Source organism: Bradyrhizobium sp. Kon10 (genome assembly GCF_055807395.1).
In genome coordinates, this window is record NZ_JBVVOZ010000062.1 from 1 (window position 1) to 11,270 (window position 11,270).

At 58.5% G+C, this 11,270-nt stretch carries 11 protein-coding genes and 1 pseudogene; 5 read left to right on the forward strand and 7 right to left on the reverse strand.

The genetic code is table 11. From position 1 onward, the window contains the following. Nucleotides 1–215: 215 nt before the first annotated feature. The 3 genes from AC0L2O_RS35495 to AC0L2O_RS35505 form a co-directional block, all read right to left on the reverse strand. A complete protein-coding gene (locus AC0L2O_RS35495; RefSeq protein ID WP_473373024.1) occupies nucleotides 216–959 on the reverse strand; it encodes an outer membrane protein in 744 nt (247 codons plus the stop codon). Nucleotides 960–1,515: 556 nt separating this feature from the next. Next, nucleotides 1,516–2,796 (reverse strand): type II toxin-antitoxin system HipA family toxin, encoded by a 1,281-nt coding sequence (locus AC0L2O_RS35500; protein ID WP_473373025.1) that lies wholly within the window; start codon nucleotides 2,794–2,796, stop codon nucleotides 1,516–1,518. Continuing rightward, entirely contained in the window at nucleotides 2,765–3,085 is a 321-nt protein-coding gene (locus AC0L2O_RS35505; protein WP_369726647.1) for a helix-turn-helix domain-containing protein, read from the reverse strand. Before AC0L2O_RS35505 ends, AC0L2O_RS35500 begins: the two co-directional genes overlap by 32 nt. A 706-nt stretch (nucleotides 3,086–3,791) precedes the next feature. Between AC0L2O_RS35505 and AC0L2O_RS35510 the strand changes: the two genes are divergently transcribed. Further along, nucleotides 3,792–4,283, forward strand: coding sequence for a hypothetical protein (locus AC0L2O_RS35510; protein ID WP_473373026.1), 492 nt, complete (start codon nucleotides 3,792–3,794; stop codon nucleotides 4,281–4,283). 97 nt (nucleotides 4,284–4,380) lie between these two features. On the opposite strand, the gene AC0L2O_RS35515 is transcribed toward AC0L2O_RS35510, so the two are convergent. Together AC0L2O_RS35515 and ybgC are read right to left on the reverse strand one after the other, a co-directional pair. After that, nucleotides 4,381–4,557 carry a hypothetical protein gene (locus tag AC0L2O_RS35515; protein ID WP_473373027.1) on the reverse strand — a complete coding sequence of 59 codons (177 nt, stop codon included), beginning with the start codon at nucleotides 4,555–4,557 and terminating at the stop codon, nucleotides 4,381–4,383. A 179-nt stretch (nucleotides 4,558–4,736) separates the two neighbouring features. Then, the gene (gene ybgC / locus AC0L2O_RS35520; protein ID WP_473373028.1) at nucleotides 4,737–5,180 is read right to left on the reverse strand and encodes a tol-pal system-associated acyl-CoA thioesterase; all 444 of its coding nucleotides are present in this window, start codon (nucleotides 5,178–5,180) and stop codon (nucleotides 4,737–4,739) included. A 329-nt stretch (nucleotides 5,181–5,509) separates the two neighbouring features. On the opposite strand from ybgC, the gene AC0L2O_RS35525 reads away from it, so the two are divergent. The 3 genes from AC0L2O_RS35525 to AC0L2O_RS35535 all read left to right on the forward strand — a co-directional run bounded on the left by AC0L2O_RS35525 (nucleotide 5,510) and on the right by AC0L2O_RS35535 (nucleotide 8,177). Continuing rightward, nucleotides 5,510–6,793 (forward strand): NAD(P)/FAD-dependent oxidoreductase, encoded by a 1,284-nt coding sequence (locus AC0L2O_RS35525; RefSeq protein WP_473373029.1) that lies wholly within the window; start codon nucleotides 5,510–5,512, stop codon nucleotides 6,791–6,793. 744 nt (nucleotides 6,794–7,537) lie between these two features. Next, nucleotides 7,538–7,915 (forward strand): histone, encoded by a 378-nt coding sequence (locus AC0L2O_RS35530; RefSeq protein WP_409192044.1) that lies wholly within the window; start codon nucleotides 7,538–7,540, stop codon nucleotides 7,913–7,915. Continuing rightward, nucleotides 7,908–8,177, forward strand: coding sequence for a hypothetical protein (locus AC0L2O_RS35535; protein WP_409192043.1), 270 nt, complete (start codon nucleotides 7,908–7,910; stop codon nucleotides 8,175–8,177). The genes AC0L2O_RS35530 and AC0L2O_RS35535 overlap by 8 nt, the downstream gene beginning before the upstream one ends. Nucleotides 8,178–8,818: 641 nt before the next feature. Here AC0L2O_RS35535 and AC0L2O_RS35540 read toward each other — a convergent pair. After that, nucleotides 8,819–9,016 carry a hypothetical protein gene (locus AC0L2O_RS35540; protein ID WP_409192042.1) on the reverse strand — a complete coding sequence of 66 codons (198 nt, stop codon included), beginning with the start codon at nucleotides 9,014–9,016 and terminating at the stop codon, nucleotides 8,819–8,821. Between the two features lie 261 nt (nucleotides 9,017–9,277). Between AC0L2O_RS35540 and AC0L2O_RS35545 the strand changes: the two genes are divergently transcribed. Continuing rightward, on the forward strand, nucleotides 9,278–9,484 hold the full coding sequence (locus AC0L2O_RS35545; RefSeq protein WP_473323545.1) for a hypothetical protein: 207 nt from the start codon (nucleotides 9,278–9,280) through the stop codon (nucleotides 9,482–9,484). Between the two features lie 112 nt (nucleotides 9,485–9,596). Here AC0L2O_RS35545 and AC0L2O_RS35550 read toward each other — a convergent pair. Beyond that, nucleotides 9,597–11,140: pseudogene (locus AC0L2O_RS35550) on the reverse strand (ISL3 family transposase). Nucleotides 11,141–11,270: the final 130 nt, after the last annotated feature.

Genomic DNA, 11,270 nt, shown 5'->3' on the forward strand with positions numbered 1-11,270 from the left:
GAATTGACGACGCAAAGAACAACTTTGGTCGAGGGAAGAATGAAACGAACATGCTCGCTGTCCTTTATCGACTTAGACTTCAGCTCAGAAGATGAACTCGCCGCGGTCTGGCTAACTCTTCCTGACGTCCGGTCACCCGCCAGTCGCGTCGCACGCGCGATGCCTGAAAGGCCCCGGTCTAGCCGGGGCCTTCGATTCACCAGTCCGACTTCAGATCAATATTTGAGCAGAATCGGGCCGCCGAACTTATAGTTGAGCCGCGCAGTCACAAGATCGAAATCCTGGCGGATGCGGTCGCCGCCCAGCGAACCAGCAGCCACGACAAAGTTCACGTCGGCATCCCGCATGAACAAGTGGTCGTACTCGACGCTTACCGACCAGTTCGGCGCGAAACCGACTTCGATCCCGGCGCCCACAGTAGCACCCCAAGGGCTGCTATCAGCGCCCGCAAACTGCGCGCCCGTGACTGCGGAGTTGACTCGATACGTGTTGCTCGCCACTGCGACGCCGCCCTTGGCGTAAAACAGTACGGTGTCGAGCGCATAACCGATCTGCCCAGTCATCGTACCGAACGCATCAATCTTGCTCTGGTCGACATCGCCGAACGCAATGCTGACGTTGGATCCGCTCAGATCAGCCCAGTTCCCCTGACCTTCAACGCCCAGCACGATCTGGCCGATCTGCCATCGATAGCCGATCTGCCCGCCGACGGTAACGCCGGTCGCATCATGACAGCCCTCAGGGGTGCGCCCATTGTAGTCCCAGCAATTCGAGCTTGAGCCCAAGCCGCCGTTCACACCGACGTAGAGGCCGCTCCAGTCGTAAATTGCAGCCGCGACAGGCTGCGGAGCTTTGGAGTAGAGAGGTTGGACGGGCTGCGCAGCCAGGTCTGCACCGGATGCGGACGCAATTGCGCCAAGCGCCACAATGCTCACAGTCGTAAGCAAGAAGTTCTTCATTTCTACTCTCATGTCTTGAGTGCCCCGAGCCTCGTGCGTCTTAACAACGTGCGCGCGAATTGCTGTAGCTGCGTCACAACATTCGTGCCGAAAGAAATGCGTGAACCGGACGCTGCGTCAGGTTCTGCGTTGCAGATCATTCCCAAGTGTCTGCCAGTGCTACATGCCGTGAGCGTAGATGGCGCAAGAATGAGCGAACTAGCGGCCGCCGATTCAGCGGAGTAGGCGTACGGCAAGCCTGAGGCGGTTTTTGTGATTTGCTATTTTGCGGAATTGATTCGTGGACAGCGCACAAGCTGCCTACATGTCATCTTGGCTCGCCTGACGATCTCAGGGCAGCTATTTCGTTTGTGTTGCAGCCCAGGCAAGCGCGCTTCCAGCCAGGGATAAGCAACGAGCCGCCGGCGATCCCGACGGCATGCCCGTTCGATTCTTCCTCAACATCCTTGGGACCTGAGCCGATGGTTGGAGCAACAGATTTTTTGCGCTACTAAAACGAGCCGAGGCCGCTCTTCGCGGAAACGTATCAAATTGTAGCGATTTCGCGCCCCCCCCTTCAAGCGTTAGGCAAAGACTTCGGAGGGTCCCCGGGATCTAGAACCAAGCTCATCTCCCTGATTTTGGCATCGATCTTCTCGACGACGGCGGTCGGAACGACATCCCGCTCCGGGAGATTCCACCAATGATCGTTCGCGGACGAAACGACTTCCTCGACGGCCGAGATGACCGCCGGTTCGGGCAGCCGCGCCCGATTGGCAAACTTTCGCCAGCGGTCCGGCGTAAGACCCTTGAACGATTTCTCTCCGCCCAACGACAGGGCCATATTGTCCTTTGGAAAATATGCGGTGGTCGATAGGACGTCGTACACGGGGGCGATCGCCGGCGTGCAACCGTCGCCCGGGTATATCGTGGACCAATTCTTCAAGTGCATGTCGCCGTTGCCGACAAGCGCGGCAAGGGCTAGTCGACGAACAAATTCTAGTGCGGCTCCTGTCGATACCGCCACATTCAGCGCGGAGGCGATGTCGTGGTACGAAGCGTCATCGTATTTTTTGGATGGCTGGCGGCCGAAGATTTGAGCGAAGTCTTCGATGTGAATTCGGCCGCCTGCGGGTCCTCGGTCGAAACGCTTCACCAGCAGGACCTTGCCGGTCGACAGGGTGTTGAACTCTTCGGGTATTCCCTCGAAATCGGATTTTTCTACAAGCTCGCGTTCCGGTACATCCATTCCGAGGGCCTCGGATAACGCCAAGATCGCGAACTCGTTTTCCGACAATCCTACCAGATTGGTCGAAGGAAATTTCGCGATGTACTGACCTTGCTCGTCGCCGATTGGCAAAGTCAGGCCGCCCCCCTTGCCCGTGTTCTTCGTCACAGACAGCTTCATCTGAACTCCCGCCAAGGAAAACCGAGCTTTGATCTCGCCTGGATTTTCTCGAGCCGCTATCGTGGTGCCGCCGTCGCTCGGTAGGACCCGCACCGCGCCTGGCAAGTCCGCGCCGAGCGCCGCCAATAGATCAAAGTCGTTTCCCTGCCTCACGACTCCCGCATGATGTTTTTCCATCGCCTCGCGGAGCTTGTCCTCGGGCAACATGTTTGCGAAGAACGCCGGCAGCATGTGCGCTACAGGCTTCGGGTCCTTACGGAGGCCACCATGGGCGGAGCGCAACGAGAGGCTCAAGATCGGAGGCCTTTCCATGGCTCGATAGGCTGGGTCGAGACTGAAGGCGTTGAAATCGCCTGGCGTACGCACGACCGTTCCGACCTTGAGATCTTGAAGAAGCACGTCGAGCGACTGGATGGTATTAGGGGCGCGGACCTGGGTAATCATCATCATCCGTGTCGGTTGTGAATGCCGGTCGGTCTTCGTCGTCGGAAGGGCGAAGCAGAGCGTTGACGCCAGGGACCATTGCTTGTGGGATCAGCATCAACTCCATGCCGAGCGCGCGCGCGACGTTGATAAGCGTGTTCGCCCGCGCAGCAGCGTCGCCTTGTTCGATATCCCGGTAACGTGGCCTGGAAATGCCTGCGCGTTGGGCCACCTGCTGTTGAGTCAGGCCCGCTTGTTTCCTCGCGTCACGGAGGAGCCGTCCTAGCTGGTGGGTCGCTTCTGAGTCCCGCTCCATGATCTGTTTTCTCGCGTGATCTGTTTTAATATCTTTTGGCTGTCGAAAGATACGCAAACGTATCTTTTCTTAGACCAAATAGCAAGCTATAGATCTGTCTACGTGTCTTTTGATGCGCCGGTGATCCCCAACCGTACTTTTTTGTTGAGCTAAAGGTCCAGCCCGGATGACTGCAATGCGGGAGAGTCGTGTCTTGCCCATGGGCCGAATGCCGCCCAAGAACACGCGCACAAGTCTTGCCCTGGCAATTCGGAATTCCCGCTCCGCGCTAGCTGCCCGGGAAGACACCCTCGGCCGAAAGGGATTCGCCTCGGCAGGAGCGGTTCGATGCTGGAGTGGTTCGATGCTGACAGAGAACCGCGGAACCGGCAACGACCACGAGAGGGTCTTTGATCATGGGCGCAGCCCGAAACGGCTAGCGGATATGGGTGTGCCGATCACCGACGGTGGCACGCTGGAATGCACGCCCCGCCCCCGATACCCCCATGTCGCTCGGGGCCGATTTTCGCTCTGGTTCCGAGACTTTGACCACAGCGTTTTGAACGACGGAGCGTCTGATTTTCCGAATTCATCTATTGGATGCCGTCGACTGCGGTCGAATTGATTGTGGAAGGATACGCGCCGCTAAGAGATCGGCGGCTTTAGAAGACCTGCGCATGCATCGCCGACCACTGGCCGTCGATCTCAAGGCGATTGACGGCTTCGATTGCAGCCGGTCAATCAGCAGCTCGAGGAGGAGATCGCCGCGATCGAATCGGGCCTTGCAGGGTTTCCCGACAGCGGTCTCCGCTTAATCAGGGCAAAATCCGCCTTGAGCCAGCACTCCTACAAATACATTTGGCCCTCGAATTCTGCGGCCGGCGGGAATGCGCTCGGCCAATGTGCCCTGAGGAACGAGTTTCGATCTGAGGGCGTGGTACTTTCTGGAGAAACGCGCGCGAATTACTGCCGCATGCTCTATCAATGCCGCAAGACCGACATGACCGTTGCCGTCATTGTTGTTCACTGGTGTGAGGTGCTTGGGGCGCCCCGACGCATCGAATCGCACGAGAAGCGCATGGATCAGCTCGACCGAAGCGCCCGCGCCTCCGAAACCGCCAATCATGACCGTCGCGCGATCGGGAATGCCGCAACTGCCTGCGCGAGCCTGGATACCGTCTTGTTCATCACTCTCCTGCTGCGCTCACTGATCGATTGAGATTCACTCAACAAGCCAGACGGGATCTCTCAAGCGGATCGAGAATCAAAACTGCCCGACGCGGGGGACCGGCGGCTCACAGGCGATACGACGAAGCTCAAAACTTGGCGAACTGAGCCATCGTGCTGTCGAACACCCGGTTGGCCATGTCGTCGAGCTCTAACTTGCGGTGGCGCGCCGACAAAATCTCCGTTCCATAGACGCCCCTATAGCCGCGCCAGTCGCCAATCGGCCCGTCATCCTTGACGTAGATTTCGCTGTCCGCTGTGACCAAAGCAGCCGATGAAGTCCGATTTGTATTCGTTCTTCGCCGGCTTCTGGTTCATCCGGCTTTGGACTGTGCAATTGAGCCGCCGCGGGTTTGCCGCAGCCCATTTGCTTTAACTTATGCCGCCATGATGACTTGATTTCGTTGGCGCGCTGCAAGGCAAAGGCGTGAATGGGGCGGCAGATTTATCTATGCCCCTCCATAGCGAGCCGCAGCGACTTCGGGATGCGCTGCGCCTTTCCAGCTGAGATAAACGCTACCCGTACACGTGCTGCGACGAGGAGATCGTCGCCGCGCCTGCATTCCTGCAGCAAGGCAATCGACGCGCCCCTCACCTCTTGCGGGACCGTGACGACGTCAAGAATGTCATCCAAGACCGCCGGTTTTAGAAAATCGATTGTCATCGAGCGCACAACGAAGGCAACACCGGGCGCATCGTTCTTGGCTTCTTTGAGTAATGCTTGCTGATTCGTTCCGAGCAAGCGCAAGTAGTTTGTTCTGCCGCGTTCCATGAAGCGCAAGAAATTTGCGTGATAAACAATCTGGCCGGAGTCGGTATCTTCGAAATAGACCCGGACCTGCATATGATGGCGGCCGCCGCGAATTTCGCCATCAAGAGAGGCTGTCACGGTGTGCTCCCCTTACTGCCCTTTGAGGACCCATTGTCTCGCACAAACGCGCGTTCCAGAGCAAGCGCCGATGGGCTTTGGCTTTGTTCGCGCAGTCGGAGCTCCGGCGCACCGCCGCGTGGGTGCTGCGCGTGCCCTCAACAGATGAACAACTTAGAAGCTCGGCCCCCATCTCCGGGGTGATGACGAACTGTCCTTTTGGCCTGCGATTTGCCTGGCAGGGTGGCGCTGGCACGTCAGTTTTGGATCTAGAGAGGTCCGCCACCGGTATTCACGATTGCTGCTGGACCTCGGGTCGATCAAGAAGCTACTTGTAAGAGGATTGGCGGATGCGAAACAATCGGCGATCACACGGACTGTGGGTGCTGACTGCGCCACCAGCGCCACAAACTGCTCCACTTACCGATGAAATTGCGGCGGATATCGTCGTGATTGGCGGTGGATATACCGGGCTGTCGGCGGCCCTTCATCTCGCTGAAGGTGGAGCGCGTGTCGCGCTTTTGGAGGCGTCTGAAATAGGATTCGGCGGGTCCGGGCGGAACGTCGGGCTCGTGAATGCGGGCATGTGGCTCATGCCTGAGGCGCTTCCGGCCGCGCTCCGCGCGCCTTTTGGAGAACGGTTACTTGAACAGCTCGGCCGCGGACCGCAGACGGTATTCGAGCTCATCGAAAAGCACCACATCGAATGTGAAGTCGAACGTGCCGGCACCTTGCATTGTGCAGTCGGACGTAAGGGCTTAGAGGAGGTTGAGGCCCGTGCCGAACAGTGGCAGAAGCGTGGAGCGCCCGTCTTGGTGCTAAACGCGGAGGCAACACGCAGCAAAGTAGGCGGTGGCGACTACACCGGCGCGCTGCTCGATAAACGAGCTGGCACCATACAGCCATTGGCTTATGTGCGAGGGTTAGCGCGGGCCGCGCTTGCGATGGGAGCCAGGATATTTACGCATAGTGAGGCCGTCATGGCGCAACAGAATGGTTTCCGCTGGAGAGTCGGCACCGAAAGGGGATCTGTAGAGGCCGACTGGGTGGTCGTCGCGACGGACGCTTATAGCAAAGGACTTTGGTCTGAGGTACGGCGGGAACAAATTCAACTGCCCTATTTCAACTTTGCCACGCCCTCTCTGCCCGATGATCTGAGAAAGTCGATCCTGCCTGAGCGGCAGGGTGTGTGGGACACTCGAGAAGTCCTCTCTTCATTTCGCCTCGATCGCTCCGGGCGACTCGTGTTTGGCAGTGTTGGTGCGCTTGAGGGGATTGGGCGATCTATTCACCGCGCTTGGGCCCAAAGATCGTTGCACAAGCTTTTTCCAGGACTTCGGGGCGTCCAGTTTGAAACGGGCTGGTTTGGCATGATTGGAATGACCTCGGACAACTTGCCCCGGCTTCACAAGCTGGACCGCAACGTCATCGGTTTCAGTGGCTATAACGGCCGCGGAATCGCACCAGGCACTGTGTTTGGCAGTGTTTTGGCTTCGTACGTACTGGGGCAGATCGCGGAGAACGACCTGCCGTTGCCGGTCACTGCTGTTGAAGCCCAGCGCTTTCGTGCAGCGCAGGAAGCGTTTTATACGGCGGGCTCCCAGGTTGTTCACCTGATGGATTCCTGGTTCTGATCACCCCAGCAACCCGGTTGGCTTAACAAGCTGTCCTCGCTCGAAGCATGCCGGTGCTCGTCATGTTGTTATGATGTGTTCAAGGGCGCCGTCATGGAACTTAGGATACGGCCTGGCGATGAAGGTACCGAATAGCGGGAAGGGCCCATATAGCAGCCACTCATCACCACGTTCCGATCTGCCGCACGATCTCGAGCTTGTCGCTTTCGGCATCCCCCTGCTTCGGGTCAGACAGTCGGATGGTGAAAACGACGAGCGTGCGACGGGTGACGTTCATGAGTCGAGCTGTCGGTTCTCCGCCGAATGCCAGTCCGCACCGTGGAGGCGGATCATCTCCCGACGGGACCGCTCGATGAATGCGCGCTCAACGCAAAAGGCGGCAGTGACTGAAGCCCGCTTTAAAAGGGTTTCTGATGAGACACCGGCGCGAAGGCCCACCCCATGGCCGGCATTGGAAGCGCTTATGAATTGACGTCAGGGCGGTCTGAACGGGAAGAGCCAGCCTGTGAGGCGAGTTCTGCGCACTTCGTGTCGCTGAACCCGTCTGGAAACTCCCTTATGATGGATTGGGGCAGCTTCGCCTCCGTGCCTTATGCCGGCATCGTAGTGCCAGTATGCCAGCGCGGCTTTGTTTGGGTGTCATAATTAATCCTTGCGCCGAGCGCGTGCGCGGCGAAATCTCTTCGGAATAATGAGGTTGAACGCAAAATGAGGTATCCTCCCAGCGACTCAGGGGAGGACGGGATGGCTAAAAAGTCGATACTTGATGGGTTTTGCGACACCGTGAAGGAGCTTGCGGAGGGTGCTTCGGCAGCGGCGGCGGAAGCCTTCAAGCCCGATCCCAAAGCGGTTGTCGGGACCACCAACGAGCAGGTCTATATTCCTGAAGCGACCGACGCTGCAGCTGTGCCGCCGCCGATCGTCTCCCGGAAGAAGAAGCGCGCGCCCAAAAGAGCGAGCAAGACGGTCGCAGCTTCAAAGACTAAGAAGGCAGTGCCCCCGGCGAAGAAGACGTCCAAGAAGACAGGCAAGAAAGCGATGAAGAAAATCGCTCCGAAAGAGTCGGCTAAGAGCCCGTCAAAGAAGGCTGCGAAGAAGAGCAAAAAGTCGAAGCGTGTCTGATACCAACATTGACTTCACCGCGCCTGCGTCCTTGCGAAAATGGCCGTCCATCAATAATGAGCGCGTCCCTAAAGCCTGGGGCGGCGTTCCCTACCTGATCCGTAACGGCACGTTGGACGAATGTATGCGGGAGTTTATGGCCAAGCCCGAGGCCCAACGCCACCTCTACGAGATCCACACAAGACCCCAGCCACCGTGGGTAACCGAGGTCTTGCAACGTGATCATCTTGTTGAACTCTCGCGACTGCGAGATTTTCTTTAAGCTCCCCCCGAATAAATTCTTAGGTCATCCACGAAGATTGGCAAACAGCGTGTGAGAGGCATATGACCGGCAGCGGAGCTGTGGGTACACACGTCGACCGAGTTGCGGTATCGTACACGTTATTAGGTGACAAGCTGACAGTGCGATTTCCTCACGCGACTTGCCGTCCCGCGCTTGAGGGTGAGGTGGCGGGTCGCCCCCGGGAAAGCCTGCAAAGTGTCCTATTAGGCAATCTGCGCTCACTGCATCGGCCCGCCGCGGGTGCGAACGAGATTCCGCTATGGTAAGGACGAACCTGCGTCGGGCGCGAGATCAGTACTACTCGCGATTGTTTTGGAAAGCATGCCTGCTTTTCATCCCCACAAGCGCCATGCATCGGCCGTCAACAAGCCAGAATCACAGTCGCAAATGGAATGTGTCGAGGATATCTCGGTCGCGTCGTCTTCGTGCTGCCGATCGAAGCCCCTGACCCCGCTCCATCGCTCCTCCAGGCCCCCAGCCAAAAGCGATGGAGCGGGCTTTGATCTATTTGCGAGCGATCCTATCAAGCGGACGCTCGACATCCTAAATCAAGCTCCCGTCGGGTCGGACATTTGTGGTTTCGCTTTCTCTCAAATTAAGCCGCGCGGGCGGCGCGATATTCAGCGATTATCCTTGAAATAAGCGCCTTCAGAAATGTCTGAGGACTTGGCCTCGCGGTAACTTGCCTTGCCGTCCTCGCCGACCTCGACCACCTGAATCAACTCGGCGCCATTCCCTTGCGTGATTTTTAACAACCATGACGCGCCACCGCTTCGCTCTATCGGCGACATGAGCGCATTAAACTCGCGGTCATGCATGTCGGGGCGCTTTGCAAACTGCTTCGCGCTACCTGCACCCCGGGGTCCGCTTCGGCAACCACCGCTTCCATCTCACTAAGGTCAGCAATCTCTGCGCTGTAGTGCAATTCGAAGAACCGGCTGCGACTTTCTCGGCTACATCAGCAAGGCGGCCCGTGAAGTCGCTCAGTTCGGGCTCGGCCCAGTATTGCTTCAAGCAGCATTGCACTCTTGGTTGTGAGCGCAACGTTTGCAGGGCCATGGGATCGAGGCTGCGCAAATATGCACGTATCTCTTGGCGCCGCATTTCCGCCACTGGTTGCTTTCATCGACAGCCTTGATCTTCATCGCGTCGCGGCGCTGTTGAATTTCTTTGTTGGTTTTGGTGATGGGATCACGTGCTCGGGCGACAATCTTGCCGAACGTGTCCCCAAGCGCCTCCCGAAGCGCTGTCCAAACTCCGTCATCGTGCCAGCGCCAGACAGCTGAGCCTTGGGGCCGAGGAAACCCTCAACAGTGGTAACGCTGTCCTTCATCGTCGCCGAGATTGTCATTCGGCCTGCAATATTGGCTCTGACGCAATATTTTGGTGCAGCACTGGTCATGTGGCGCCGATTAGCCGAGCCTGCAGCAAGTCGAGCTTGGCGCGTCCGTACATTTGGCGCTTGACCAGTCTGAGCTTGGTGATCTGGCCTTAGGTCTGTCCGTTGGACCAGGACGTCGTGATCACTGCGCTGACGGCGGCCTTGTCCTTGATGACGCCGTTGGCGAAAGACATGACGAGGCTTGCGCATGCTCGCTCCAACCATGGTTCAAGCTCTCCGTGAGCCTTCTTGCGGATCATCGCATGGAAAGCGGCTATGATCTCTCGAGCTTCCACCAGGAGAGGAACGCCTTGCTCAATCGCCGCAATGGTGACGGTCTCTGACTTTGATAACGTATCGCGGCCTGGTCATCAGGCGCGCGATCGTTCTCGCGGATGGTACGCGCTGCAGGCTCTGAGCATCGGGCGTTTCGGCACGCCGACGGCATGTCGCCCATTCGGCAACGACCCGCACCGAGCCTCTAAATCCCTGCGCCTTGAGGCGACGCCAAAGGTCGGCGCCATTACAATGGCCAGCGGCCCACTGAACATCCAGCCATGGTAGGTAGTGCTCGAGCGAGCTCTCGCGCACCCTGAACACGTCGGATCGCTGACCTCGCAATACCCTGCGGATGAGGCCCGGCTATGGCCGGTGAGCGGTACCATCTCCTTTATGGAGACGCCCGTCTCAGCCTGTTTGAGAATTGCCGCGTTCGTGTCTTCTCTCCGAAGATAGCCCTCATATTGAATGCGCTCGGCGGTCAATAAAGTGGGCTTTATGGTGGCGGAGCCGACCGCGAAGCGGACCTGGCGAATGGATTTGCGAACCACATCCACGAAGGCGTGACTGGCGTTCTCCATGCCAACGGTCGGCGGCCTGGCTGGCATGCGGGAGTGCCTTGGCCACAGCAAGGGCATAACCACCGCCGCGGTCGCGCGCGACCACAGCAATTTGTGCTGCCCCGCGAGCCAGGCCTGCGCAGTGGCTGGCTCTCTGTCGGGTAAGAGAGTGATCGGTCGTCGCGGCTCGAGGTCACAGATGATCGTTCCGTACCGCTGATTGCGCCGCCAGGCCCAATGGTCGGTGCCGATAACACTCGGCGCAGCAAAGGGCGGACACCCGTGCCTTCTAACCACCCGAAGCAATGTGTCGTTGCTCACGGGCAGCATAAGTCGACGGGCAAAACTCGCCGCCGGGCGGCCGCCCAAGGCAAGGCCAAGGTGATGGACGATTAGATCGAGCCGGGTCGTTCGCCGCGCCCACGATGCCAGAGCTCCGTCATCGAAGCGCTCGGTAAAAATTCGCCGATCGCACAAAACAGTAACGCAGCGAAAGCGGCGCGCCATGACCACCAGGCGAACCTGCCGCCCCGCCAGCGGCAGATCGGTGAGGCGCCGCTGATATCGGCAATGGATCCGCGCAGAACTGGTCCTCCATCCGGGACAGAGACTCGTCCCGTTCGTGGGACGCCGGTGATCACCGTCGTAGCGCCATCACAGAAGGCGCTTTCCACGTCAAACCCGCGAGGGACCAGGGCCGACGGACGTAGGGCTCGCTGCATCATATTGATTCTTTTGTGAACCAACGCGAGCCGGCGCTTGAACTCATCGAAAGTGATGGTGTGGAACGGCCCTTCGAACCGGCATCAAAAGTGCCTAACGTGGTCGCGTAGAGAGGCGCCACAAAGGAAG